Origin of the sequence: Nonomuraea sp. NPDC026600, from assembly GCF_040638335.1 — a bacterium.
Taxonomy (GTDB): Bacteria; Actinomycetota; Actinomycetes; order Streptosporangiales; family Streptosporangiaceae; genus Nonomuraea.
In genome coordinates this window covers 25,185-49,953 of the sequence record NZ_JBEZYD010000024.1, presented here as the reverse complement: position 1 = coordinate 49,953, position 24,769 = coordinate 25,185, and the positions used below count along the sequence as shown (strand labels likewise).

Here is a 24,769-nt window from a genome sequence, read left to right as displayed (position 1 = left end):
GCGCGGCGCTGATCGCCCGAACGGCACCTTCACCACGACCGATATCCAACCAAGACTGACCGGGCGTCGACTGGGATAGCCGACACCTCGCCTGCCTCGATCCTTCGAGCTCGTTCGTCCGTCAATCACCGGTATGGCAATCCGCACTGCGCGGAGTAACTCCTCACTGCCGTCGAGGTTATGCGTCGAACAAGTCACGAGCAAGCAAACGAGTCATCAAGCGTGTCTTACAGGCGTGCATCTCGCCATTCAGGCAGATTTCCAGCTTCTGACCCGAAATACCCCTCCGCACACACCTATGGACACGGGCAGGTAGTGATCCGGCGGCAAGCTGGCCGCAGACGGGGAGTGATCCAGTGGCGAGCCGCACGTAGATCGGAATGATCCGATGGCGGGGCCGGACACGGACCGGAGTGATCCAGTGGCGAGCCGGACGCAGATCGGAATGATCCGATGGCGGGCGGGTTGTGCGGGGTCAGGAGAAGTCGTCCTCTATTTCGACGCCCTCCGTCTCCAGAACCTCGCGGATGACGCGGAAGGCCAGCCCAGGGGCATACCCCTTTCTGGCCAGCATTCCGGCAAGGCGGCGCGTGCGGACCTGGGGGTCGAGGCCGCGGGTGGAGGACAGCTTACGTTCCACGAGGCGCCGCGCCGTTTCGAGCTCCTGGTCGGGGTCGAGGCGGTCCACGGCCTCGTTGACGGTCTCGGAGTCGACACCCCGGTGACGAAGCTCCGCGGCCAGGGCGCGCTTGGCCAGCCCGCGACCGTGGTGGCGGGAGTCGACCCACGCTTCGGCGAACGCCTCGTCGTTGATCAGGCCCAGCTCGGAGAAGCGATCGAGGACCGTCTCCGCGGCTTCGTCCGGCACGTCACGCTTACGCAGCGCCTCGGCTAGCTGAGCTCGCGTCTTGGGGGCCATCGTGAGCAGGCGGAGACAGATGCCCCGAGCCACCGACTCGGGATCGGCATGGGGACCGGCCCCGGCGCCCGACTCCTCATCAGGCCCATCGGAAAGCCGCCCACCCCGCCCCCGAGACCCCGCCGAACGTGCCCCTTTCCCACCCCACCCACCTGACCGACGCCCTCTACCGGAGCGCTTTTCCCCACGCCGACCGCCCTGGTAGGAAGCATCTCCGGGCTGTCCGTCCAAGTAGGGGACGTCGCCAGACTGATCCCCCTGGTAAGGACCGTCCCCGGGCAGGCCGCCCGAGTAGGTGGCGGCCTGGGATTGACCGCCCTGATTGGGGCTGTCCTCAGGCTGGCCGCCCAGGCGGGGGCCGTCCTCAAGCTGACCGCTTTCGGTACCCAGCCCGGACGACAGATCGCCTGGGAATGGCATGTCGCTTCGGGGAGACGGGCTGTCTTCGGTGGACGGTGAGTCGTCTTGGGCAGGCGGCGAGGCGGTTCCCCGGGACGGGGTTGAGCGGCGCTCGTCGTCCTGTCCACCGCCCGGCTCAGAGCTCGGCTTGTGGGTCGAGCCGGGAGCCGAGTCGGGGCGTGCCTCGGAGGCCGGCTCAGAGGGCGGGTGAGTGGGCTGGGCGGGTGGCGGGGCGGCTGGTGGGCGGGGGCGCTCGCGCCACTCGCTGAGCGACGGCCAGCCTCCCGACGGCGCGCCGCCGGACCGGTCCTGGCTAGGCCGGTCCTGGCTAGGCCGGTCCTGGCTAGGCCGGTCCTGGCTAGGCCGGTCCTGGCTGGACGGCTGTCCGCCCCGGGCTGAGCTGTCCGAGGAGCGGGAGGGCCAAGGGTTCTCCTGGGCCGGCGACTGCGGTGGGGGGTTGTCGCTGGGGTTGCGGCGGTTGCGGCGGCGGCCCGGGGGTGGGGTGGGGAGGTCGGGCCAGGCGCCCCAGTCGTGGGAGTGGGGCGCCTGCGGCGGGTCCGTGTCACTCATGCGGCGACCGATCAGACGTCACCGGGCTTCGGCGTGGCGGCCTTGGCGCCACGTCCCGAGGGAGCGGCGGCGGCCGGGGCGGGGGCTGCCGGGGGTGCCTCGGCGGGAGCGTCGAGGCGGGGGCCGACGCCGAGCTTGTCCTTGATCTTCTTCTCGATCTCGTTGGACATGTCGGGGTGGCTCTTCAGGAAGTTGCGGGCGTTCTCCTTGCCCTGGCCGAGCTGCTCGCCCTCGTAGGTGTACCAGGCGCCGGACTTGCGGACGAAGCCGTGCTCGACGCCCATGTCGATGAGGCCGCCCTCGCGGGAGATGCCCACGCCATAGAGGATGTCGAAGTCGGCGACCCGGAAGGGCGGGGCCATCTTGTTCTTGACGACCTTGATCCTCGTGCGGTTGCCGACCGCCTCCGTGCCGTCCTTGAGCGTCTCGATGCGGCGGATGTCGAGGCGGACCGAGGCGTAGAACTTGAGCGCCTTGCCACCGGTCGTGGTCTCGGGCGAGCCGAACATGACGCCGATCTTCTCGCGGAGCTGGTTGATGAAGATGGCGGTGGTGCCGGTGTTGCTGAGCGCGCCGGCGACCTTGCGCAGGGCCTGGGACATCAGGCGGGCCTGGAGGCCGACGTGGCTGTCGCCCATCTCGCCCTCGATTTCGGCCTTGGGCACCAGTGCGGCCACCGAGTCGATGACGATGACGTCGACGGCGCCCGACCTGATCAGCATGTCGGCGATCTCGAGCGCCTGCTCACCCGTGTCGGGCTGGGAGACGAGCAGGGCGTCGGTGTCGACGCCGAGCTTCTTGGCGTATTCGGGGTCGAGGGCGTGCTCGGCGTCGATGAACGCCGCGATGCCGCCCGCGCGCTGGGCATTGGCCACCGCGTGCAGGGCGATCGTGGTCTTACCCGAGGACTCCGGTCCGTAGATCTCGACGATCCTGCCGCGCGGCAACCCTCCGATGCCCAGCGCGACGTCCAGGGAGATCGAACCTGTGGGAATCACTTCGATAGGGGCACGGACTTCGTCGCCGAGGCGCATGACGGAGCCCTTGCCGAACTGCCTCTCGATCTGAGCGAGGGCGGTCTCGAGGGCCTTCTCGCGGTCGTTGATAGCCATGGGAGCTCCCCCTGGAGGGTTGTGGTCCGATCAGTCGAGTGAAAGCTACGGCCTGCCACCGACAGTTTTGCGGAGTCGTTGGTGGGAGGCTGTGGCCTGGCAGGTTACATCGTAGCCGAACGGCTGTTCGATCACATACGGAACACGCGGTACGCGGCAGGGAAGTCCCAGGTGGCCTACGCCAGGGAACCTCAAGCGTGTTGTCGCGGCTCAATCGCCGACGAAGCAGAACTCGTTGCCCTCCGGGTCGGCCATGACCTGGAAGGAGCCTTGGTCGTCGGTCACCGTCTCGCCGATCCGCGTGGCACCCAGTCGCAGCGCCCGGGTGATGGCGGGCACGATGGCGTCGACCTCGATGTCCAGGTGTAACCGGTTCTTAACGGCCTTGTCCTCGGCGACCGGCTGGAACGCCAGCCGTACGGCTCCCGGAGGTTCGACGTGGGACCAACCCCGGGCGCGATCCACCGGGTCGCCGCCGAGCAGGGCGGCCCAGAAGCGGACCAGGCTCTTCGGGTCCCGGCAATCCACCACGATCTGGCTGAGGCGCGCACGCATGACGGCCAGGGTAGCCACCGGGTGGCACGCACAACCGACATTCATAGGTAATACGCCGTACGTGTTGTCACGCACCCTGAGCTGGGGAGACTCTGAACCAGAGGCTTGGAGGCGGCGACGTGACGAGCAGCACGTACACCGGAGAACGACGCGCCCATCTGGAAGCACTCGCCGCGTTGTTGCCCGGTCACGGGCTGGCGAGCCGCATGATCGGCGGTGCGGAGCCGGTGCTGTGGGCGTGGCATCCCCGCACCGGCAGACAGACGCTCGTCTTCGCCACCCCCGGGCGTCGTGGGTGGGAGTTCCTGTGGTCGCCCGGCGGTCAGGGCACCGCCGACGACCTGCCCCAGACGGTCCGCGCGCTGAAGGAGAGTATGGATCCGGGGAGCTAGCGCAGCCGGGAGGAGACGTTTTCGACCTGGCAGACCGCGCGCCAGACGGTCTTGGCGTTCTCGCCGTCCGCCAGCGCCTGGTCGACCGTGCGCCCGTCGAGCGGGGCGATCACGTAGTCGCGGGCCCACGAGTCGGCGTATGACTCGCCGAAGTGGGCACGCATCCTTCTCCAGAACTCGGTCAGACGCATCACCCAAGTATGGAACCGCCGCAGGAGTGGTAGGACACCCCCATGGCAAAGACCCCCAAGTCCTCCCCGCCCAAGTCCGCCAAGTGCAGAGCCAACCGGACGAAGCGCCGCCAGCTCCGGTTAGCCCAGCGCTCAGCCGTACAACAGGAAAAATCCGAACGAGCCGAAAGGCACGCGGGCATCAGGCAGGAACCTCGGGCGGGCACACCGCGGACGCGTAAAGCGTCGCGACGGTAGTTCACATCACGCGCGAGCCGTACATCTCCCCCAGATGGTCGGCGAGCAGCTCCAGCCGGGCGCCGTCGGGGTCCCTGAAGTAGATGGAGGCGCCGCTCTCGATCTGGTGCGGCACGCCGGCCATCTCCAGTTTGCCGCGCAGCCGCTCCCAGGTGGCGGGGTCGACGGAGATCGCGATGTGGTGCAACCCGCCGAGCACCTCCTGGTAGGGGCCGAGGTCGAGCCCCGGGAAGTCGAAGAAGGCCAGCAGGTTGCCGTTGCCGATGTCGAAGAAGAAGTGGTTGGAGCCCTTGTAGTCCCGGTTCTCGAAGATCTCCGTCAAGGGGAACTCAAGCAGCTCCTGGTAGAACTTGACCGTCCGCTCCACGTCCGACGACAGTAGAGCGAGGTGGTGCAGGCCGCGCGCGCTGCTCGACGGTCGGTGCGCTAATAGATAGCGCTCCCTGATGTCCTCGCGGCGGGTCTTTATGGCTGCGTAGTCGATGCCCACGACCGCTCTATGTCCGCAGCGCCCCCGCCTCAATCGCGTACCGCCGCCACAATGAGTTTTCTGTCGGTGCCGCGAGGCACTATGTGCAGGTGAGCTCGCTAGACCATTTCACCCACGGGACCAGGCAGTGGTTCGCCGGAGCGTTCGAGGCGCCCACGAGCGCGCAGGAAGGCGCTTGGGAGTCCATCGCGCGCGGCGACAACACGCTCGTGGTGGCGCCCACCGGGTCGGGCAAGACGCTGGCGGCCTTCCTGTGGTCGCTCGACCGGCTGGCCGCCGACCCCACCCGGGCAGATCCGAAACAGGCTCATAAGGGGACCAGAGTCCTGTACGTCTCGCCGCTCAAGGCCCTGGCCGTCGACGTGGAGCGCAACCTGCGCGCCCCTCTGGCCGGGCTCAAGCAGACCGCGCGCCGGCTGGGCCTGCCGGTGCCGGACATCTCGGTGGCGATCCGTTCCGGCGACACCCCGGCCCAGGACCGCAGGCGGTTCGCCGCCAAGCCGTCCGACATCCTCATCACCACGCCGGAGTCGCTGTTCCTGCTGCTCACCAGCCAGGCGCGCGAGGCGTTGCGCGGCGTCGAGACGGTGATCGTCGACGAGGTGCACGCGGTGGCCGCCACCAAGCGCGGCGCGCACCTGGCGCTCAGCCTGGAGCGGCTCGACGCCCTGCTCGAGCGGCCCGCGCAGCGGATCGGGCTGTCGGCGACGGTGCGGCCGGTGAGTGAGGTCGCGGCGTTCCTGGGCGGCTCCCGTCCCGCGACGGTCGTGCAGCCGCCCTCCGACAAGCGCATCGAGGTCGAGGTGATCGTCCCGGTCGAGGACATGACCGAGATGGAGGGCAGGCCGGGGCCCGCCGACGGAGAAGAGCCCGAGCCGTCCAGCCGGTCGATCTGGCCGCACGTCGAGGAGCGGCTGTTCGACCTGATCGAGGCCCACTCTTCGACGATCGTGTTCGCCAACTCCAGACGACTGGCCGAACGCCTCTGCACCAGGCTCAACGAGCTGGCCTACGAGCGGGCGCAGGGGCCCGAGGCCGTCGATCTGTCGATCTGGGAGACGCCGCTGCCCGGAGATCCACCGCGGCGGCCGCCCGCCGAGACACCGCTGCGGCGGCCGCCCGCCGAGATGATGGCGCAGGCCGGGGCCAGCAAGGGCGTGGTCACCGAGATCGTCCGCGCGCACCATGGCTCGGTGTCCAAGGAGGAGCGGGCGCAGATCGAGGAGGCGCTCAAGTCGGGCCGGCTGCCCGCCGTGGTCGCGACGTCCAGCCTGGAGCTGGGCATCGACATGGGCGCGGTCGACCTGGTCGCCTGCGTGGAGGCGCCGCCGAGTGTGGCGAGCGGGCTCCAGCGCATCGGCCGGGCGGGGCACCAGGTGGGCGCGGTGTCCAGGGGAGTGATCTTCCCGAAATACCGCGGCGACCTGATCCAGACCGCCGTGGTGGCCGAACGCATGAAGAGCGGCCAGATCGAGGAGCTGCGCTACCCGCGCAACCCGCTCGACGTGCTGGCCCAGCAGATCGTGGCGATGACCGCGCTGGAGGAGTGGACGGTCGACGAGCTGGAGGCCGTGGTCAAGCGGGCCGCCCCCTACGCGACGCTGCCGCGCACCGCGCTGGAGGCCACGCTCGACATGCTCGCGGGCCGCTACCCGAGCGAGGAGTTCGCCGAGCTGCGACCGCGCGTCGTCTGGGACCGGGTGACGGGCACGCTGCGGGGCCGTCCGGGCACGCAACGGCTGGCGGTGACCAACGGCGGCACGATCCCCGACCGCGGGCTGTTCGGCGTCTTCCTGGTCGGGGAGAAGGCGTCGCGGGTGGGCGAGCTGGACGAGGAGATGGTCTACGAGTCACGGGTCGGCGACGTGTTCGTGCTGGGTGCGACATCCTGGCGGATCGAGGACATCACCACCGACCGGGTGCTCGTCTCCCCCGCGCCCGGCCAGCCGGGCAAGTTGCCGTTCTGGCACGGCGATACGCCGGGAAGACCCGCCGAGCTGGGCCAGGCGATCGGCGCGTTCCTCCGCGAACACGCCGGAAACACCTCGACCGACCGCATGCGGGCGGCCGGGCTCGACGCGTACGCCGCCGCCAACCTGCGCGCCTACCTCGACGAGCAGCGCGATGCCACCGGCTACGTCCCCGACGACCGCACCCTCCTGGTCGAACGCTTCCACGACGAGCTCGGCGACTGGCGCGTGGTCATCCACTCCCCCTACGGCGCGCGGGTCCACGCCCCATGGGCCCTGGCGATCAACCGGCGGCTGCGCGAGCGTTACGGCCTCGACGTGCAGGCCGTGCACTCCGACGACGGCATCGTGCTGCGGATCCCCGACACGCTGGCCGAGCCGCCCACCGACGTGGCGGCGTTCGACGCCGAGGAGATCGAGCGGATCGTCACCGAGGAGCTGGGCGGCTCGGCGATGTTCGCCTCCCGGTTCAGGGAGTGCGCGGGCCGGGCCCTGCTGCTGCCGCGCCGCGTGCCCGGCCGGCGCAGCCCGCTCTGGCAGCAGCGGCAGCGGGCCGCCCACCTGCTGGGGGTGGCCTCGCAATACGCCTCGTTCCCGATCGTGCTGGAGACGATGCGCGAGTGCCTTCAGGACGTGTTCGACGTGCCCGGGCTGGTGCGGCTGATGCGTGACATCGCCGCGCGCCGGGTGCGGGTGGTGGAGGTGGAGACGTCGCAGGCGTCGCCGTTCGCCGCGTCGCTGCTGTTCCACTACATCGGCGCGTTCATGTACGAGGGCGACGCGCCGCTGGCCGAACGCCGGGCCCAGGCGCTGGCGCTCGACACGACGCTGCTGGCCGAGCTGCTCGGCCAGGCCGACCTGCGCGAGTTGCTCGACCCCGACGTCATCTCCGACAGCGAACGCGAGCTGGCCAGGCTCGACCGGCCGTTGCGTGACGCCGAGGACCTGGCCGACCTGCTGCGCTCGCACGGGCCGCTGCTCGTGCCCGACGTGAGCGTACGCGGCGGCGATCCCGCCTGGCTGACGGAGCTCGAACACGCCCGCCGGGCGATCAGGGTGCGGATCGCGGGCGAGGAGCAGTGGGCGGCGATCGAGGACGCGGCCAGGCTGCGCGACGCGCTGGGCGCGCCGCTGCCGGTGGGGATCCCGCACGCGTTCCTGGAGCCGGTCGCCGACCCACTGTCCGACCTCGTGGCCCGTCATGCCCGTACGCGCGGGCCCTTCCACGCCGGTACGGCCGCCGCCAGGTTCGGGCTCGGCGTGGCGGTGGTGACCGACGCCCTGCGGCGGCTGGCGGCGGCCGGGCGGGTGGTCAGCGGGGAGTTCCGGCCGGGCGGCAGGGGCGAGGAGTGGTGCGACGCCGGTGTGCTGCGGATGTTGCGGCGGAGGTCTCTGGCGCGGCTCCGCAAAGAGGTCGAACCGGTCGCGCCCGAGACGCTCGCGCTGTTCATGCCGGCCTGGCACGGCATCACCGGCTCGACCCAGGCGCCACGCGGTGCGGCCGGGTCGGCTCGGGCCATGGACGCATTGATCCACAGCGTCGAGCAGCTCCAGGGGGCCGCCGTGCCCGCGTCGGCGCTGGAGACGCTGGTGCTGCCCTCGCGGGTGCCCGGCTACCACCCGGCGCTGCTCGACGAGCTGACCGCCTCGGGTGAGGTGATGTGGGCGGGCCAGGGGTCGCTGCCCGGCGGGGACGGGTGGGTCTCGCTGTACTTCGCCGACACCGCGCCGCTGCTGCTGCCCGAGCCCGGCCAGATCACGATGACACCGCTGCACGAGCAGGTGCTCGACGCGCTGGGCGGCGGCGGGGCGCTGTTCTTCCGGGGCATCTCCGACCAGCTCGGCTCGCTCGACGACACGGCACTGGTGTCGGCGCTGTGGGATCTGGTGTGGTCGGGCCAGGTCTCCGGTGACACGCTGGCGCCGCTGCGGGCCACGCTCGGGTCGGGACGTCCCGCGCATCGGCCGGCCACCACGCGCCGGCGGCGGGCCGTGCTGCCGAGCAGGACCGGGCCGCCCACGGTGGGCGGGCGGTGGTGGCGGCTTCCCTCGCCCGCCGAGGACGCCACCCAGCGGGCGCAGGCGCAGGCCGAGGTGCTGCTCGAACGGCACGGGGTGGTGACGCGGGGCGCGGTGACCTCGGAGCGGCTGCCCGGCGGATTCACACCGGTCTACCAGGTGTTGCGGGCCTACGAGGAGAGCGGGCGGTGCCGCCGGGGCTACTTCGTCGAGGGGCTCGGGGGCGCGCAGTTCGCGCTGCCGGGAGCGGTGGACCGGATGCGCGCCATGGCCCCGGGCATCGCGCCGACCAGCCCGGCATCGAGCGATCCCGCGGGGACCTTCGGGCGGACAGGTGGCGGTGACGGGAGTGCGGCGCGCAGGGCGGTCGTGCTGGCCGCCGCCGATCCGGCCAACCCCTATGGAGCGGCGTTGCCGTGGCCGGCGCATCCCGGCGAGGTGGGGCACAAGCCCGGCAGGAAGGCGGGCGCGCTGGTGGTGCTGGTGGACGGGTTCCTCGTGCTGTACGTCGAGCGGGGCGGCAAGACGCTGCTGTCGTTCGCCGACGACGAGCGGCTGCGGCCGGCCGTGGACGCGCTGGCGCTGGCCGTACGGGATGGGGCGCTCGGCAAGCTGACCGTGGAGCGGGCGGACGGCACCTCGATCGGCGAGTCACCGCTGGGCGCGGCATTGGAGGCAGCCGGGTTCCACCCGACACCGCGAGGTCTGCGCCTGCGCGCCTGACCGCAAGACGCCGCACAACCGGGCGCGAGACGCCATACGTCTGGCGCGAGACGCCGCGGTCAGTCGCGAGACGCGGCACGGCTGGGTGCGAGACGCCCACAGGGCACCGGAAACGGCCGTAAGTTGTATACGATTGGCCGTCAAATGACTGATCTGACACTGGGCGGCGCCCATCTCCCCCTTCGCGATCAAGTGACCGCGGAGATCCGCCGGCTCATCATCTCCGGCGAGCTCGCCCAGGGCGAACGCCTGGTCGAGGACCGGCTGGCCGCGCGGCTGGGCGTGTCGCGCAACCCGGTACGCGAGTCCATCCGGGTGCTCGCCGCCGAGGGGTTCGTGCTGGTCATCCCCCGGATCGGCGCCACCGTTGCGCGGCTGTCGCCGGCGGAGGCCGAGGAGCTCTTCGACGTGCGGATGGCGATCGAGGGGCTGGCGGCCCGGCTGGCGGCGCGCAAGCGGACCCCGGAGACGGCCGCGCGGCTGCGCATGGTGCTCGACTCGGCCAAGGAGGCCGTCGAGGGCGGCCGGCTCGAACGGGTGGCCGACCTCAACACCGCCTTCCACCTGGCCGTGGGCGAGGTGGCGGGCAATTCCTACCTCAACCTGATGATGGCGCCGATGCTGCTGCGGGCCCAGTGGGTCTTCCGCCAGACCGCCGCCGTACGCGGACCGCACTCCTGGTCGGAGCACCTGAGCCTGTGCGAGGCCATCGCGGCGGGCGACGAGGACGAGGCCCAGGCCAGGGCGATCGCGCACGTCGCCGCGGCCAGAAGGTCGTTCCTCGCTGCAGTAAAGGTCCTGAACGATTAGAAAACGCTCATATAACAACATGGCTTGACGAAACACCATAGAAATCCGGGTTCTTGTATACAGTCTCCTAAAGTTCGCTCCCCCGGAGGCATCATGAGACCCAGGCTGGTCTTGACGCTCGCCGTACTCCCCATAGCTCTGGCCGCTTGCGGTGGAGGCGGTTCGGGCGGCACCCCCGTCGCCCCGTCCGTAGCCGACGCCACGGCCGACAACCGGGCCGTCAAGAGCGGCGGCACGCTGAACATCGCGCTCAACGCCGACCCCGACGCGCTCGACCCGAGCGTGTCCACCACGCTGGTGGGCCGCGAGGTGTTCGCGAGCATGTGCGAGAAGCTCTTCGACATCGACGCGCAGGCCACGCTGGTGCCGCAACTGGCGGCCGCCCTGCCTGCCGTCTCGGACGACGGCAAGGAGGTGACGATCAAGCTGCGCGCGGGGCTGAAGTTCAACGACGGCACCGCGTTCGACGCGGAGGCGGTCAAGAAGTCGCTGGACCGGCACCGGACCTGGGAGAAGTCGGCCCGCCAGGCCGACCTGGCCGCCGTGTCGAAGGTGAGCGTGGTCGACCCGGCCACCGTCAAGCTCACGCTGGCGCGCGCGTTCACGCCGCTGACGGCGCAGCTCGCCGACCGCGCCGGGATGATCATGTCGCCCAAGGCGCTGGAGGCGGGCGGCGACAACTTCGGCGCGAGCCCGGTGTGCGTCGGGCCGTTCAAGTTCGCCGGTCGCACCTCCGGCAGCCAGATCGTGCTGGACAAGGCGCCCGACTACTACGACGCCGCCAAGGTGAAGCTGGACAAGCTCGTATACAAAATCATCGTCGACCCGAACGTACGGGCCGCGAACCTGAAGTCCGGCGACGTCCAGGTGGCCGACCAGCTCGCCACCACCACGGTCAAGGGCGTGCAGGCCGACCCGAACCTCACCGTCGTCTCCGGCGGCGGGCTCGGCTACTACGGCCTCACGATCAACACCGGCAACGCCAACGGCTCCACCGAGAAGCCGGGCCCGGTCAACACCCCGCTGGCCAAGAGCCCGCAGCTACGCGAGGCCTTCGAGCTGGCGCTGGACCGCGACCAGATCAACAAGACCGTCTACAACGGCCTGTACGAGCCCGACTGCTTCCCGCTCCCCGCCGACAGCCCCAACCGCTCGCCCTCGCTCCAGTGCGCCAAGCGCGACCTGGCCAAGGCCAAGCAACTGGTGCAGGCCTCCGGGGTGCCGACGCCCATCCCGGTCACGTTGACCACGCCCAACGACGCCACCAACCAGCGCCTGGCCCAGGTCGTCCAGCAGATGACCAAGGAGGCGGGCTTCAACGTCACCGTGCAGACGGCCGAGTTCGTCAGCACGCTGGAGCAGGGCAAGGCCGGCAAGTTCGACACCGTGCTCAACGGCTGGTCGGGCCGGGTGGACCCGGACGGCAACCTGTCGAACCTGATCACCAGCCGCGGCAGCAACAACTACAGCGGCATGTCCGACCCCGGCATCGACGACCCGATCAAGGAGGCCGCGGCGGCCACGGACCCGGCCCAGCGCGCCGAGCTGTACGCCAAGGCGCTGCAGCGGGCCGCCGAGGTGCGCGGGGTCGTGTACCTCTACCACAACAAGTACTACCTGGGCATGAACAAGACCGTCGCCGGTGTCCAGTACTTCAAGGATGGCCTGCCCCGCTTCGTCACCGCTGGGTTCGCCGGCTGATGGTCTGGTTCATCCTCCGCAGGGCGGGGTCGGCGGTGATCGTGCTGTTCCTGGCCAGCATCCTGATCTTCCTCGGGATCAGGGCGCTGCCCGGGGACCCGGCCGTGGTGATGGCGGGTGAGGAGGCCTCGCCCGCGGTGGTCGAGGCGATCCGCCACGACTTCGGCCTGGACAAGCCGTTACCGGCGCAGTACGTCGACTACTTGGGCCAGACCCTGTCCGGCAACCTCGGCCGCTCCACCCAGGACCAACTGCCGGTGGCCGGCATCCTCGCCGAGCGGCTGCCGGTGACGCTGGAGCTGTCGGCTCTGGCCCTGCTGGTGGCGATCGTCGTGGGTGTGGGCTCGGGCATCGTGGCCGCGGTGAAGCGGGGCCGGCTGCCCGACTACGTGGCCACCGGCTTCGGCCTGGCCGGGCTGTCCGTGCCGCACTTCTGGCTGGGGTTGCTCAGCATCCTGCTGTTCGCGGTGACGCTGCGCTGGCTGCCCGCCTCCGGATATGTCCCGTTCACCCAGGACCCCGGCCAGAACCTCCAGCGCATGATCCTGCCCGCGCTGGTGCTCGGCACCGGGTTCGCGGCGATCCTGATGCGGCAGACGCGCTCGGCCATGCTGGGCGCGCTGTCGGCCGACTACGTGCGGACCGCCCGGTCCAAGGGCCTGTCGGAGACCAAGGTGGTGGGCGCGCACGCGCTGCGCAACAGCCTCACGACCGTGGTGACCGTCCTCGGCCTGCAACTCGGCGCGCTGATCAGCGGCGCGGTGGTGACGGAGCAGATCTTCGTCATCCCCGGTTTCGGCAAGCTGACCGTGGACGCGGTCCTCACCAGGAACTACCCCGTCATCCAGGCCGTGGTGCTGGTCACAGTGATCGGGTACGTGCTGGTCAACCTGCTGGTCGACATCGCGTACGCCTTCCTCAACCCCCGCATCCGGCTGTCGGGGGGCGGGCATGACTGACGTGTCCGCCGTACCGGTGACCACGGGCCGCGCCGATCGGCGCCGCAGGCTGTGGCGGCGCTTCAGGCGGCGCCCGATGCCGATGGCGGGGCTGGTGCTCGTCGCCGGGTTCCTGCTGCTGGCGCTGCTCGGGCCGGTGCTCACGGGCGATCCGTCGGCCCAGGACTACAACGCGACGCTCGCGCCGCCGTCGGGGACGCACCCGCTCGGCACCGACGACCTGGGCCGGGACGCCCTGGCCAGGATCGCGCACGGCGCGCAGGTCTCGCTCCAGGCAGGGGTGCTGTCGACGCTGCTGGCCATGGTGGCCGGCATCCCGATCGGGCTGGTCGCCGGGTTCTACCGGCGCTGGCTGGACCCGGTCGTGATGCGGCTGGTCGACGTGACGCTGGCCTTCCCGTTCCTGGTGTTCGCGGTGGGACTGGCGGCGATCATCGAGCCCTCGCTGAAGGGTGTGGTGCTGGCGCTCGGCTTCTCCCAGTTGCCGGCGGTCGTCCGGATCACCCGGGGCGAGGTGCTGGCGATCAGGGAGATGGACTACGTGGCCGCGGCCATCGCCGACGGCGCCAGCGACCGCCACATCCTGCTCCGCTACGTGCTGCCGAACTGCTCCAGCCCGCTCATCGTGCAGGCCACGGTGGCGATCCCGGCGGCGATCATCGGCGAGTCGACCCTGTCGTTCCTGGGTCTGGGGGTCCAGCCGCCGACGCCGTCGTGGGGCGTGATGCTCACCACCGCCCAGCAGTACCTCGACGTCGCGCCGTGGCTGGCGATCTGGCCGGGGCTGATGATCGCGCTGGCCACGCTCGGCTTCAACCTGCTGGGCGACGGGCTGCGTGACGTTCTCGACCCGAGGAGTGGCCGATGAGCCTGCTCGAGATCACCGACCTGACCGTCGACTTCGACACCGAGGACGGCCTGGTGCAGGCGGTCAGGGGCATCTCGCTCGAACTGGGCGAGGGCGAGATCCTGGCGCTCTGCGGCGAGTCGGGCTGCGGCAAGTCGGTCACCGCGATGTCCGTGCCGAGGCTGCTGCCGCCGGACACGACCAGGCTGTCGGGCTCGGTCAAGCTCGACGGCCGCGAGCTGACCACACTGCCCGAGTCGCGGATGCGGCAGATCAGGGGCAAGGACGTCTCGGTCGTCTTCCAGGAGCCGATGACCTCGCTCAACCCGTCGTTCACGGTCGGCTACCAGATCACCGAGGTGCTGCGCAGGCACGAGGGGCTCTCCCGCAAGGCCGCCGCGGCCCGCGCGGTGGAGCTGCTCGAACTGGTCGGCATCCCGCTGCCCGCCCGCCGGGTCAAGGAGTACCCGCACCAGCTCTCGGGCGGCATGCGTCAGCGGGTGATGATCGCGATCGCGGTGGCCTGTTCGCCGCGGGTGCTGATCGCCGACGAGCCCACCACCGCGCTGGACGTGACGATCCAGGCGGGCGTGCTCGACGTGTTCCGCGACCTGCGCGACCGGCTCGGCACCGCGGTCATCCTGATCACCCATGACCTGGGCGTGGTCGCCGACATCGCCGACCGGGCCGTGGTCATGTACGCGGGCCGGGCCGTGGAGCAGGCGCCCGTCGCCGAGCTGTTCGCCCGGCCGCGCCATCCGTACACTCTCGGCCTGATGAACGCCCTGCCGTCGGCCGCCGTGAACGGCCGGCTCGCCGAGATCCCCGGCATGGTGCCCTCGCCGCTGACGGATCCCGACGAGTGCGCCTTCCAGGCGCGCTGCAGCCGCGCGCAGCCTGACTGCCGCCTGCGACGGCCCAAGCTCGAGCCCCAACTGCTGGACGCTCATCTGGCGGCCTGTTTCCACCCGGGAGGGCAGTCGTGATCCTGGAGATCGACAACCTGGTCAAGCACTACGGCCAGGTCCGCGCCGTGGACGGCCTGTCGCTGAGCATCGGTCAGGGCGAGGTGCTCGGTCTCGTCGGCGAGTCGGGCAGCGGCAAGTCGACCGTGGGCAAGTGCGTGCTGCGGCTGACCGAGCCCACCTCGGGCGGTATCCGCCTCGACGGCCGCGACATCACCCACCTGTCGCGCCGGGCCATGCGCCCGCTGCGCAGGGATGTCCACATCGTCTTCCAGGACCCGTACTCCTCGCTCAACCCGCGCTTCACGATCGAGCAGATCGTCGGCGAGCCGCTGCTGCACCACGGGATCGCGAGCCGGCGCGCGGCGGGCGGGCGGGTCGCCGCCATGCTGGAGCAGGTCGGGCTGCGCCCCGAGATGCGCTCGCGCTTCCCGCACGAGCTGTCCGGCGGGCAGCGGCAGCGGGTGGGACTGGCCCGCGCGCTGATCCTTGAGCCCAAGCTGGTGGTGGCCGACGAGCCGGTGTCCGCGCTGGACGTGTCGGTGCAGGCGTCGGTGCTCAACCTGATCACCGATCTGCAGCGGGAGATGGGCTTCTCCTGCCTGTTCATCACCCATGACCTGTCGGTGGTGGAGTTCCTGGCCGACCGGATCGCGGTCATGTACCTGGGCAAGATCGTGGAGTCGGGGCCGACGGCCCAGATCTTCGCCGAACCCCGCCACCCCTACACACAGGCGCTGCTGTCGGCGGCACCGGTGGCCGACCCGGTCAGGCAGCGTGAGCGGCGCCGGATCGTGCTGGGCGGCGACGTGCCGAGCCCGGTCGATCCGCCGGCCGGCTGCCGCTTCCACACCCGGTGCCCGCTGGCGTACGACGCCTGCCGTACGAGCGAGCCCGAGCTGACAGACCCGCGCACCAGCGGCCACCCGGTCGCCTGCCACCTGGTCACGGCGGACCACGTGCCCGACGCGGCCACCACCCGATGAGAGGACGCACTTTGTTCACCACCAGGCCCGAGCTGACCGGAGACTTCGGCATGGTGGCCAGCACGCACTGGCTGGCCTCCGCTACCGGCATGGGCGTACTCGAACGCGGCGGCAACGCCTTCGACGCGGCCGTCGCCGCCGGGTTCGTCCTTCAGGTGGCCGAGCCGCACCTGAACGGGCCCGGCGGCGAGGTGCCGATCCTGCTGTGGAGCCAGGAAGAGGAGCGGGTGTCGGTCGTGTGCGGGCAGGGCGTCGCCCCCGCCGCCGCCACGATCGACCGCTTCACCGGCCTCGGGCTCGACGTGGTGCCCGGCACCGGGCTGCTGGCGGCCACCGTGCCCGGGGCGTTCGGCGGCTGGATGGCCATGCTGGAGCGCTGGGGCACCTGGACGCTGGCCGACGTGCTCGAACCCGCCATCCACTACGCCACGCACGGCGTCCCGGTGCTCGACCGGATCGCCGCCACGGTCTCGTCGGTCGAGCGGCTCTTCCTCGAGGACTGGCCGACCTCGGCGGCGACCTGGCTGCCTCAGGGCAAGGTGCCGGGCGCCAAGCTGACCAATCCCGTGCTCGCCGCCACCTACAGCAGGCTCGTCTCCGAGGCGCGAGCGGCGTCGAGCACCCGCGAGGGGCAGATCGCGGCCGCCCGCGACGCCTGGTACCGGGGGTTCGTCGCCGAGGCGATCGCCGCGTTCAGCGCCGGCACCGCCTGGCGCGACAGCTCGGGCGAGGCGCACAGCGGCCTGCTCACCGGCGACGACCTGGCGGGCTGGTCGGCGTCGGTCGAGGACCCGGTCACCTTCGACTACCACGGGCACACGGTGTGCAAGACCGGGCCGTGGGGGCAGGGGCCGGTCTTCCTGCAGCAGCTCGCCCTGCTGTCCGGCTTCGACCTGGACGGGATGGGGCAGCTCAGCGCCGACTACGTGCACACGGTGATCGAGAGCGCCAAGCTCGCCTTCGCCGATCGTGAAGCCTGGTACGGCGACACCGAGGTGCCGATGGCCGACCTGCTCGACGAGGAGTACAACACGAAGCGCCGCGCCCTCATCGGCGCCGAGGCCAGTGCGGAGCTGCGGCCGGGCGCGCCCGGTGGGCGCACGCCGCGGCTGCCCGCGTTCCCCGCCCCCGGCACGGTCAGCACCGCGCCGGGCGTCTCGGGCGTACGGTCCGGCGTGGGCGAGCCCACAGTCGGCGTCTCGGGCGTACGGTCCGGTGCAGGCGAGCCCACGGTCGGCTCCGACGGTTCCACCCGTGGCGACACCTGTCACGTGGACGTCGTGGACCGGCACGGCAACATGGTCTCCGCCACGCCGAGCGGCGGCTGGCTGCAGAGCTCGCCGACCATTCCCGAGCTGGGCTTCTGCCTGGGCACCCGGGCGCAGATGTTCTGGCTGCGGGAGGGGCTGCCCGCCTCGCTGCGGCCGGGAACGCGTCCGCGCACCACGCTGTCGCCGTCGTTCGCGCTGCGCGACGGCAAGCCGTGGCTGGCGTTCGGCACGCCCGGCGGCGACCAGCAGGACCAGTGGAGCGTGAACTTCTTCCTCTCCCTCGTCCACGGCGGGCTGAACCTCCAGGAGGCCGTCGACGCCCCCATGTTCCACTCCGAGCACTTCCCCAGCTCGTTCTATCCGCGCGGCTCCCGGCCCGGCGTCATGCACGTCGAGGACCGGGTGGACCCGGCGGTGGTCGCCGAGCTGCGGCGGCGGGGCCACCGGGTGGAGGTCCAGGGATCCTGGACGCTCGGCAGGCTCAGCGCGGTCGCGCGTGACGGCGGCTTCCTCAAGGCCGCCGCCAACCCGCGCGGGGCCCAGGGCTACGCGGCCGGCCGATGATCGAGCTCTCCGAGATCGCCTTCCTGGCGGGGGCGGGGCTGCTGGCCGGGGCGGTCAACGCCCTGGCCGGCGGCGGCACCCTCATCTCCTTCCCCGCGTTACTGGCACTCGGTTATCCGAGCATCACCGCCTCGGTGACGAACGCGGTGGCGCTGTGGCCCGGCTACCTGGGCGGTGTCCTGGGCTACCGGGCCGAGTTGCGCGGGCAGCGGCGCCGGGCCACGGTCCTCTCGGCCGCCACCGTGCTCGGCGCGATCGCGGGCAGCTCGTTGCTGCTGCTCACGCCGGGACGGCTGTTCGACTCGCTGGTGCCGTGGCTGGTGGCGTTCGCCAGCCTGGCGCTGCTGGCCCAGCCTTGGCTGCGTAAGCGCTTCGAGGGCGACGGGCGGCAGGGCACCAGCAGGCTGATCTACGTCGGGGTGTTCTTCGGCGGCTGTTACGGCGCCTACTTCAACGGTGGCATGGGGGTGCTGCTGCTGGCGGTGCTCGGGCTGTTCCTGCATGACAACCTGCATCGGGTCAACGCCGTGCGGGCCATGCTCTCGCTGGTGGTCAGCACGGTGTCGGTGGTGGCGTTCTCGCTGTTCGGGCCGGTGCGGTGGGAGGCGGTGGCGGTGGTAGCGCCGGCCAGCCTGGCGGGTGGCTTCCTCGGCACCCGCGTCGCCCGGCTGATGCCGCCCTCGGTGCTGCGCGGCGTCGTGGTCGTCTTCGGGCTCGGCGTAGCCACACTGCTCGCCCTGCGCTGAACCCGCCGTCGCCACGGCGCCGCCCGCCCTGAACCGCAGTCGGTGCCGGCACCGCGCTGAGCTCGTGGTGACCGGTCAGGCGACCGTGGCCTCGATCAGGTCGTCCACGACCGCCGCCAGGTGCCCGGTGCGGTCGTGTGCCCTCCGCTGCCGTTCCGCTCCGGAACCCCTGCCGAGCAGCAGGTCCAGCCCCTCCTCGACGAACGGCAGGTCACCCGCCTCGTCCGTGGCATCCCGTACGTGCTCCAGCAGGCGGCCCACCATCACCGGCGCCGGCACCAGCGCCCCTTCGCGCACGTCGAGGCTGTCCCCGCGCAGGCCGTCGCGGGCGGCGCGCCAGTAGGCGGCCCGCATGACCTCCGACGGGATCGGCAGCCCGCGATCACCGCGCGCCACGTCGGCCAGCGCGGTCATGACCAGGCCGCGGATCAGCCCGATGATGGTGAGGCTGTCGCTGACGTCCAGCGGCACGTCGGCGACGCGCACCTCGACGGTCGGCAGCGTGGGCGACGGCCGCGCGTCCCAGTACACCGTCTTCGGGTCCATCAGCGCGCCCGACTGCGACAGCGCCCGCAGCGCCAGCTCGTAGTCGGCGAACGACGGGAAGTACGGCGGGGCGCCCGAGACCGGCCAGCGTCCCCAGCTGATCACCCGCCAGGACGCGTAGCCGGTGTCGCGGCCGACGAAGAACGGCGAGTTCGCGGCCAGCGCGATCAGCGTGGGCAGCCACGGACGCAGGTGATTGCCGACGTAGACGGCGTGTTCCTCGTCGGGCACGTCCACGTGCACGTGGAGGGCGCAGATGCTGAGCTCGTCCTGCAGTGCCCGGTAGAGCACCCGGCCCTGCTCATAGCGGATGTCGTCGGTGAGCGGGCTCGGCACGACGTTACCGAGGACGGGCAGGCCGCTGGCGACCACGGCCAGGCCGCACGAGCGGGCCGCCTGGGCCACCTCCTTGCGCGCGGCCCGCAGCCGCGTGCCTAACTCGCCGAGGTCGGCCGAGGGGGCGGTACGGGCCTCGACCTGAAAACGGGTGATCTCGTGAACGACGTCTAGGACGTCGGTCGCGGCAGCCAACACCTCTGCCGCCCGGGGAGCCACGTGGCGCGACCAGGGATCGACGATGAGGTACTCCTCCTCGATCCCGATAAGAGGAGTCACACCCCTTTTATGCCCATTTTTCCGCTAGGCAAAGCGGTGTGGGCCATAGACCGCGTACGGCCTTCCCTCGGCGAGTGCCCAATAACGGTCGCCGAAGGACCAGTGCCACCACTCCGTCGGATAGTTGACCAGGCCGACCGGCTCCAGGGCGGCGGCGAGGATCTTGCGATGGGCGCGGGCGTCGGCCGGGATGTTCGTGGCGTCCGTGTAGCAGCCGCCGTCGCTCTCCTCCGGGTTGTCGTTGACCTGGGTGCCCATGTCGTACTCGGTGCCGTCGGGCGCGCACAGCGTCAGGTCGACGGCGGCGCCGGCCGTGTGCGGGGCCACGTCGACCGGCGACACATACCGACTTGCCGCGATATGTGCCTCGTCGGGCGACATTTCGGGGAAAGCGGCGCTCAGCCCGTCGCGGTACTCCTCGAAGATCCGGCGCTGCGTGTCGATCGGCCGGTAGCCCTCCACGATCAGCAGGTGGAAGCCCTCGGGCAACCGCCGCTCGGCCCGCTCCAGCCGCGCCAGCAACCCGGAGCGCAGGTGCGCGTAGGCACCGCTCCGATCGGCCAGCCGCTCGTCCACGCGCAGGCGGCCCCGTACGTCCGCCAGCCCCTCGCCGTTGTCGCGCACCGGAATAGCGGCGACGCGGGGATCAGAGATCAGCACGATGTCGCTCGTCTGCTGCCACATGGGCAGAAATTCTCACACAGTGTCGGAGAAAACCTGATCTCGGGCCTGCTCCAGAGCCGCGACCAGCGCGCCTCGCAGCACCGGGTTGCCCGCCACCCTGGTCGTGACGACCTCGGGCCGGGTCGGGCAGACCCGGGCGACGGCCTCCTCGACCTTGGCGGCCAGCCGTGCGCCGCCGGCCCGGCCGATGTCGCCGCTGAGCACGATCAGCCCGGGGTCGAGCACGACCGTCACGGCCGCGGCCCCCACCGCCAGGCGGGCGGCCACCTCGTCCAGATAGCCGTCGCAGCCGTTGCGTACCTGGTCGGGGACCGTGCTGCCGAGCACGCCGTGCGCGGTGGCGAGCCCGCTCAGCGCCGGGTGCCCCACCAGTCGCTGGAACGAGCCCGACGTCGGCTGTGACACGTCGGCGGGCAGCGGCTCGCCCGGCACGGGCAGCCAGCCGATCTCGCCCGCGGTCCCGGTGATGCCCCGGTGCAGCCGCCCGCCGAGCATGACGCCGAGCCCCTGGCCGACACCCGCCCAGATGACCACGAAGTCGTCGTGTCCGATGGCGGCGCCGTAGCGGTGCTCGGCCAGCGCGACCAGGTTCACGTCGTTCTCGATGATCACCGGGACGCCCAGCGTCTGGCGCAGGCTGGCCAGCACGCCGACGTGCCAGGCCGGCAGGTCGCAGGAGAAGCGCACGTCGCCGCTGCCCGGATCGACCACACCTCTGGTGCCGATCACGAAGGCGCGTAGCTGTGACAGGCTGACCCGGGCCGAGGCGCAGGCCCGCTGAACCGCGGAGTGCACGGACTTGACCGGATCCCCGTCCGCGGGGTTGACGGTGACCTCGACCACGATCTGGCCTGTGATGTCCGCCACACCCACGGTGAGGCTGTCGGGCAGCACCTCGAGCCCGGCCACGTACGCGCTGGACGGGTTGACCGCGTACAGGGCCGCGTGCGGGCCCCTGCCTCCCGCCCGCTGCCCCGCCACCCGCACGAGCCCCCGCTCCTCCAGGCGGGCGAGCAGCTGACCTGCGGTTACCTTTGACAGTCCGGTCCGCTCCCCCAGCTCCGCACGGGTCAGCGGCCCGTCCTCCAGGAGGAGTTCGAGTGCTGTGCGGTCGTTCAACCGGCGGAGCAGCCGAGGGGTCCCGGGGTTTCGGCTCATCGACACGCTCCCTCTCGTCACGAATGGCTAACAGGCGTTTTTTTTAAGAAAGTTTCTTGTTAGTTTATCAGCAGTCGTTCGGACATTGACGATCAGCCTGGTGCGAACCGCAAGCGAGCACCCGGGAAGGGAGAACCCTGTGAGGATCGCGCAGATCACCGCTACTACGGTCACCACTGCCGCTCTGGCCCTGGGCCTGGCCGCCTGTGGTTCCGGCGAGACGCCCTCGACTTCGACTGCGCCGAGCGCGGCGGCCTCCGCCTCCGCGTCCGGCCCCAAGTACGCGGGCAAGGAGCTGACCTTCTGGCGCCTGGGTGACACCAACCCCGCCGCGCAGAAGTACACCGACGAGCTGGCGGCCGCCTTCGAGCAGCAGACCGGCGCCAAGGTCAAGGTCGAGTGGATCCCGTGGCCGCAGGTGAACGACAAGTTCACCGCCGCGGCGGCCGGTGGCACCGGCCCTGACGTCACCGAGATCGGCAACGACCAGGTGCCGCTCTGGCAGAGCCAGGAGGCCCTCGAGCCCGTCACCGACATCGTCGGCTCCGGCGACCAGACGCAGATCCCGAAGAACCTGATGGGCCTGGAGACGATCGACGGCGAGACGTACGCCGTGCCGTGGGGCGGCGGCAGCCGCGCGGTCCTGTACCGCGTCGACTGGTTCAAGGAGCTCAAGATCGACATCCCGAAGACCTGGGACGACCTGGTCGCCGCGGCCAAGAAGATCCAGGCCAAGAAGGGCAAGGACGTCGACGGGTTCGCCTTCAACGGCGGCTCCGACGCCAACCACCTGCTCGGCGCGCTCGCCTGGACCGCCGGCGGCGACTATGCCGTCAAGGAGGGCGACAAGTGGGTCGGCAAGCTGACCGACCCCGGCTTCAAGTCCGGCTTCGCCCAGTACACCGGCCTGGTCACCGACGGTCTGTCGAGCAAGTCGCGGCTCACCCAGAACACCACGGACATCCGCACCCGCTTCGCCAACAACAAGGTGGGCATGTACCTCACCGCGTCATGGGACCTGGCGGGCATCGACGAGGACAGCAAGGGCAAGCTCAAGGGTGACAAGCTGGCCTTCTTCCCGCTCCCGTCCAAGGACGGCGGCGAGGCGCAGTCCTTCCTCGGCGGCAACGACATCGCCGTGTGGGGCTCGGCCAAGGAGAAGGACGCCGCCAAGGAGTTCGTGAAGCTGGCCTCCGGCAAGGAGTGGGGCGACAAGTACGCCAAGGACGGCGGCCTGCTCCCCGTCTACCCGGACGCCCTGGCCGCGCTGGCCAGCGACCCGGCCCAGGCGCCGTTCGCCGCCGCCTTCGCCAAGGCCAAGGCCTTCCCGGCCAGCCCGCACTGGACCGAGGTCAACGAGACCAAGGCGGTGCTGCAGAACGCGGCCCGCACCGTCATCGAGGGCAAGTCGTCGGCCGACGACGCGCTGGCCAAGGCCAACAAGGAACTCGAAGACATCCTCAACGCCACCTCCTAGCCCCATGACGAACAACATCTCGACGCTCGCCCGGGGTGACGGCCAGTCCGCCACCCCGCGCCCGCCAAAGTCTCACCGCCCGGCCCGGGCCAGCGGGCTGCCCGCCTGGTCGGTGCCGTACGTACTGCTGATCCCCGGCCTGCTGGTGATCGGGGCACTGCTGCTCTACCCGCTGTTCCAGGTCGGGGTCATCGCCTTCCAGAAGGTGGGCCTGGTCCAGATCAGCGGCAGGAAGCCGGCCACCTGGGTGGGCTGGGACAACTTCACCCGCATCTTCGCCAACGACATCTTCTGGTCCTCACTCCGCAACACGCTCGTCTTCGCCGTCGTCGCGGTGTCGCTGACGCTGATCGTCGGAACGGCCGTCGGCACCCTGCTCAACAAGCTCGGCCGGAAGATGTCCACGTTCGTGGTGGTCGGCATCATGTTCGCGTGGGCCGTACCGCCGGTGGCGCAGGGCATCATCTGGAGGTGGCTGTTCGACGCCGAGGCGGGCGTCGTCAACTGGGCGCTGAACCTGCTGCCCGACTGGCTGTCGAACGCGCTCTTCGGCCGGGCCGACTGGACCGGCGAGCCCTGGCTCAACGACGCCTGGTCCATCTACATGGTGCTGATCATCTGTGTCGTCTGGGCGAGCTTCCCGTTCGTGGCCGTCTCGGTGCTGGCGGGGCTCAAGGGCATCCCGGCGGAGTTGTACGAGGCGGCCCGGGTGGACGGGTCGTCGGCCTGGCGGACGTTCAGGAAGATCACCTTCCCGCTGCTCAAGCCGGTCTTCGCGGTGCTGACCGTCCTGTCGATCATCTGGGACTTCAAGGTCTTCGCCCAGCTGTACGTGCTCATGGGCGGACCGTCGAACCGTGAGGCGTTCAACCTGTCGATCTACTCCTACGCCGAGGCGTTCCGCCCGCCGCCCAAGATGGGGTCCGGCGCGGCGATCGCCCTGGTGCTGACCGCGATCCTGCTGGCCGTCACCGCGGTGTACGTCAGGCAGCTCGTCAAGCAGGAGGACATGTGACCCCGCTCGCGCGCAAGCGGCTCGGCAAGATCACGCTGAACGCGGCCGGACTCCTGGTGTTCCTGTTCGCGATCTTCCCGGTGTACTGGATGGCCGCGACCTCGTTCAAGGCCAACGACCAGATCTTCACCACCGACTTCATCCCGTTCCCCACCCATTTCACCTTCGAGCACGTCGACCGGGTGCTGAGCGAGGGGGTGGCCGGGCACTCGATCTGGGTCTACATGCGCAACAGCGCGATCGTGGCGGTCGGCACGGTGCTCATCGGGGCGGTGTTCTCGCTGCTCGCGGCGACCGCGGTGGCCCGCTTCAGGTTCAAGGGGCGCAACACGTTCCTGATCCTGCTGCTCATCGTGCAGATGATCCCCTCCGAGGCGCTGCTCATCCCGCTGTTCCTGAGCGTCAAGCGGCTGGGCCTGTACGACCAGCTCGCCGGTCTGATCGTGGTGAACGTGGGTCTCACGCTGCCGTTCGGCATCTGGATGCTGCGTACCTTCGTCGCCGCCGTGCCCAAGTCGCTGGAGGAGGCGGCCTGGATCGACGGCGCCGGGCGGTTGACCACGTTCTGGAAGGTGCTCTTCCCCCTGGTCGCGCCCGGTCTGGTGGCCACCAGCATCTTCTCGTTCATCACCGCGTGGAACGAGCTGATCTTCGCGCTGGTGCTGATGAGCAGCTCGTCCGGCTACACGATGCCCGTCGCCCTGCAGTACTTCTTCGGGCAGAAGGGCACCGACTGGGGCGCCATCATGGCCAGCTCCACGATGATGACCATCCCGGTCGTCGTCTTCTTCCTGCTGGTTCAGCGCCGCATGGTCTCCGGCCTGGTGGCCGGGGCCGTGAAGGGCTGA

The 24,769-nt window shown here is 70.6% G+C and carries 21 protein-coding genes; 13 read left to right on the top strand and 8 right to left on the bottom strand.

Annotated features, from left to right (window positions below):
* Positions 1-475 precede the first annotated feature (475 nt).
* The 3 genes from AB0F17_RS40825 to AB0F17_RS40815 all read right to left on the bottom strand — a co-directional run bounded on the left by AB0F17_RS40825 (position 476) and on the right by AB0F17_RS40815 (position 3,555).
* Entirely contained in the window at positions 476-919 is a 444-nt protein-coding gene (locus tag AB0F17_RS40825) for a regulatory protein RecX (RefSeq protein WP_358034471.1), read from the bottom strand.
* 980 nt (positions 920-1,899) lie between these two features.
* Positions 1,900-3,000 (bottom strand): recombinase RecA, encoded by a 1,101-nt coding sequence (recA, locus tag AB0F17_RS40820; RefSeq protein ID WP_358034468.1) that lies wholly within the window; start codon positions 2,998-3,000, stop codon positions 1,900-1,902.
* A gap of 210 nt (positions 3,001-3,210) precedes the next feature.
* Positions 3,211-3,555: a VOC family protein gene (locus tag AB0F17_RS40815; RefSeq protein WP_358034465.1), complete on the bottom strand. Its 345-nt coding sequence runs from the start codon at positions 3,553-3,555 to the stop codon at positions 3,211-3,213.
* Between the two features lie 119 nt (positions 3,556-3,674).
* On the opposite strand from AB0F17_RS40815, the gene AB0F17_RS40810 reads away from it, so the two are divergent.
* Complete coding sequence (locus AB0F17_RS40810) at positions 3,675-3,947, top strand: hypothetical protein (protein WP_358034461.1); 273 nt, start codon at positions 3,675-3,677, stop codon at positions 3,945-3,947.
* On the opposite strand, the gene AB0F17_RS40805 is transcribed toward AB0F17_RS40810, so the two are convergent.
* Both AB0F17_RS40805 and AB0F17_RS40800 read right to left on the bottom strand, forming a co-directional pair.
* A complete protein-coding gene (locus AB0F17_RS40805) occupies positions 3,944-4,138 on the bottom strand; it encodes a DUF3046 domain-containing protein (protein ID WP_358034459.1) in 195 nt (64 codons plus the stop codon). The genes AB0F17_RS40810 and AB0F17_RS40805 overlap by 4 nt on opposite strands.
* Before the next feature lie 238 nt (positions 4,139-4,376).
* Positions 4,377-4,865: a VOC family protein gene (locus tag AB0F17_RS40800; RefSeq protein WP_214638511.1), complete on the bottom strand. Its 489-nt coding sequence runs from the start codon at positions 4,863-4,865 to the stop codon at positions 4,377-4,379.
* A gap of 89 nt (positions 4,866-4,954) precedes the next feature.
* On the opposite strand from AB0F17_RS40800, the gene AB0F17_RS40795 reads away from it, so the two are divergent.
* The 9 genes from AB0F17_RS40795 to AB0F17_RS40755 all read left to right on the top strand — a co-directional run bounded on the left by AB0F17_RS40795 (position 4,955) and on the right by AB0F17_RS40755 (position 18,426).
* A complete protein-coding gene (locus AB0F17_RS40795) occupies positions 4,955-9,577 on the top strand; it encodes an ATP-dependent helicase (RefSeq protein WP_358034457.1) in 4,623 nt (1,540 codons plus the stop codon).
* A 144-nt stretch (positions 9,578-9,721) separates the two neighbouring features.
* The gene (locus AB0F17_RS40790; RefSeq protein ID WP_358034454.1) at positions 9,722-10,387 is read left to right on the top strand and encodes a GntR family transcriptional regulator; all 666 of its coding nucleotides are present in this window, start codon (positions 9,722-9,724) and stop codon (positions 10,385-10,387) included.
* Between the two features lie 93 nt (positions 10,388-10,480).
* Entirely contained in the window at positions 10,481-12,088 is a 1,608-nt protein-coding gene (locus tag AB0F17_RS40785) for an ABC transporter substrate-binding protein (protein WP_358034451.1), read from the top strand.
* Positions 12,088-13,047, top strand: coding sequence for an ABC transporter permease (locus AB0F17_RS40780; RefSeq protein ID WP_358034449.1), 960 nt, complete (start codon positions 12,088-12,090; stop codon positions 13,045-13,047). Before AB0F17_RS40785 ends, AB0F17_RS40780 begins: the two co-directional genes overlap by 1 nt.
* On the top strand, positions 13,040-13,915 hold the full coding sequence (locus tag AB0F17_RS40775) for an ABC transporter permease (protein WP_358034446.1): 876 nt from the start codon (positions 13,040-13,042) through the stop codon (positions 13,913-13,915). The genes AB0F17_RS40780 and AB0F17_RS40775 overlap by 8 nt, the downstream gene beginning before the upstream one ends.
* Positions 13,912-14,880 carry an ABC transporter ATP-binding protein gene (locus AB0F17_RS40770; protein WP_358034444.1) on the top strand — a complete coding sequence of 323 codons (969 nt, stop codon included), beginning with the start codon at positions 13,912-13,914 and terminating at the stop codon, positions 14,878-14,880. The genes AB0F17_RS40775 and AB0F17_RS40770 overlap by 4 nt, the downstream gene beginning before the upstream one ends.
* Positions 14,877-15,845, top strand: coding sequence for an oligopeptide/dipeptide ABC transporter ATP-binding protein (locus AB0F17_RS40765; RefSeq protein ID WP_358034441.1), 969 nt, complete (start codon positions 14,877-14,879; stop codon positions 15,843-15,845). Before AB0F17_RS40770 ends, AB0F17_RS40765 begins: the two co-directional genes overlap by 4 nt.
* On the top strand, positions 15,842-17,680 hold the full coding sequence (locus AB0F17_RS40760) for a gamma-glutamyltransferase family protein (protein WP_358034439.1): 1,839 nt from the start codon (positions 15,842-15,844) through the stop codon (positions 17,678-17,680). Before AB0F17_RS40765 ends, AB0F17_RS40760 begins: the two co-directional genes overlap by 4 nt.
* The gene (locus AB0F17_RS40755) at positions 17,677-18,426 is read left to right on the top strand and encodes a sulfite exporter TauE/SafE family protein (RefSeq protein WP_358034437.1); all 750 of its coding nucleotides are present in this window, start codon (positions 17,677-17,679) and stop codon (positions 18,424-18,426) included. Before AB0F17_RS40760 ends, AB0F17_RS40755 begins: the two co-directional genes overlap by 4 nt.
* A gap of 75 nt (positions 18,427-18,501) precedes the next feature.
* Here AB0F17_RS40755 and AB0F17_RS40750 read toward each other — a convergent pair whose 3' ends face one another.
* Genes AB0F17_RS40750 through AB0F17_RS40740 form a run of 3 tightly spaced genes read right to left on the bottom strand, consistent with a single transcriptional unit; the run spans position 18,502 to position 21,429 of the window.
* Entirely contained in the window at positions 18,502-19,587 is a 1,086-nt protein-coding gene (locus AB0F17_RS40750) for a glutamate--cysteine ligase (protein ID WP_358034435.1), read from the bottom strand.
* A 24-nt stretch (positions 19,588-19,611) separates the two neighbouring features.
* Positions 19,612-20,271 (bottom strand): M15 family metallopeptidase, encoded by a 660-nt coding sequence (locus AB0F17_RS40745; protein WP_358034433.1) that lies wholly within the window; start codon positions 20,269-20,271, stop codon positions 19,612-19,614.
* A 12-nt stretch (positions 20,272-20,283) separates the two neighbouring features.
* Positions 20,284-21,429: an ROK family transcriptional regulator gene (locus AB0F17_RS40740; RefSeq protein WP_358034431.1), complete on the bottom strand. Its 1,146-nt coding sequence runs from the start codon at positions 21,427-21,429 to the stop codon at positions 20,284-20,286.
* 139 nt (positions 21,430-21,568) lie between these two features.
* On the opposite strand from AB0F17_RS40740, the gene AB0F17_RS40735 reads away from it, so the two are divergent.
* The 3 genes from AB0F17_RS40735 to AB0F17_RS40725 are packed head-to-tail and all read left to right on the top strand — an operon-like array spanning position 21,569 to position 24,769.
* Entirely contained in the window at positions 21,569-22,906 is a 1,338-nt protein-coding gene (locus AB0F17_RS40735) for an extracellular solute-binding protein (protein WP_358034429.1), read from the top strand.
* Positions 22,907-22,910: 4 nt separating this feature from the next.
* Positions 22,911-23,921, top strand: a complete 1,011-nt coding sequence (locus AB0F17_RS40730; protein WP_358034426.1) for a sugar ABC transporter permease — start codon at positions 22,911-22,913, stop codon at positions 23,919-23,921.
* Complete coding sequence (locus AB0F17_RS40725) at positions 23,918-24,769, top strand: carbohydrate ABC transporter permease (RefSeq protein ID WP_358034423.1); 852 nt, start codon at positions 23,918-23,920, stop codon at positions 24,767-24,769. The genes AB0F17_RS40730 and AB0F17_RS40725 overlap by 4 nt, the downstream gene beginning before the upstream one ends.

Bases quoted from the DNA above. Each gene is read 5' to 3' on its own strand.
- AB0F17_RS40825 (WP_358034471.1), bottom strand. From the start codon at position 919: ATGGCCCCCAAGACGCGAGCTCAGCTAGCCGAGGCGCTGCGTAAGCGT.
- recA (WP_358034468.1), bottom strand. From the start codon at position 3,000: ATGGCTATCAACGACCGCGAGAAGGCCCTCGAGACCGCCCTCGCTCAG.
- AB0F17_RS40815 (WP_358034465.1), bottom strand. From the start codon at position 3,555: ATGCGTGCGCGCCTCAGCCAGATCGTGGTGGATTGCCGGGACCCGAAG.
- AB0F17_RS40805 (WP_358034459.1), bottom strand. From the start codon at position 4,138: ATGCGTCTGACCGAGTTCTGGAGAAGGATGCGTGCCCACTTCGGCGAG.
- AB0F17_RS40790 (WP_358034454.1), top strand. From the start codon at position 9,722: ATGACTGATCTGACACTGGGCGGCGCCCATCTCCCCCTTCGCGATCAA.
- AB0F17_RS40785 (WP_358034451.1), top strand. From the start codon at position 10,481: ATGAGACCCAGGCTGGTCTTGACGCTCGCCGTACTCCCCATAGCTCTG.
- AB0F17_RS40780 (WP_358034449.1), top strand. From the start codon at position 12,088: ATGGTCTGGTTCATCCTCCGCAGGGCGGGGTCGGCGGTGATCGTGCTG.
- AB0F17_RS40775 (WP_358034446.1), top strand. From the start codon at position 13,040: ATGACTGACGTGTCCGCCGTACCGGTGACCACGGGCCGCGCCGATCGG.
- AB0F17_RS40770 (WP_358034444.1), top strand. From the start codon at position 13,912: ATGAGCCTGCTCGAGATCACCGACCTGACCGTCGACTTCGACACCGAG.
- AB0F17_RS40760 (WP_358034439.1), top strand. From the start codon at position 15,842: ATGAGAGGACGCACTTTGTTCACCACCAGGCCCGAGCTGACCGGAGAC.
- AB0F17_RS40755 (WP_358034437.1), top strand. From the start codon at position 17,677: ATGATCGAGCTCTCCGAGATCGCCTTCCTGGCGGGGGCGGGGCTGCTG.
- AB0F17_RS40745 (WP_358034433.1), bottom strand. From the start codon at position 20,271: ATGTGGCAGCAGACGAGCGACATCGTGCTGATCTCTGATCCCCGCGTC.
- AB0F17_RS40740 (WP_358034431.1), bottom strand. From the start codon at position 21,429: ATGAGCCGAAACCCCGGGACCCCTCGGCTGCTCCGCCGGTTGAACGAC.
- AB0F17_RS40730 (WP_358034426.1), top strand. From the start codon at position 22,911: ATGACGAACAACATCTCGACGCTCGCCCGGGGTGACGGCCAGTCCGCC.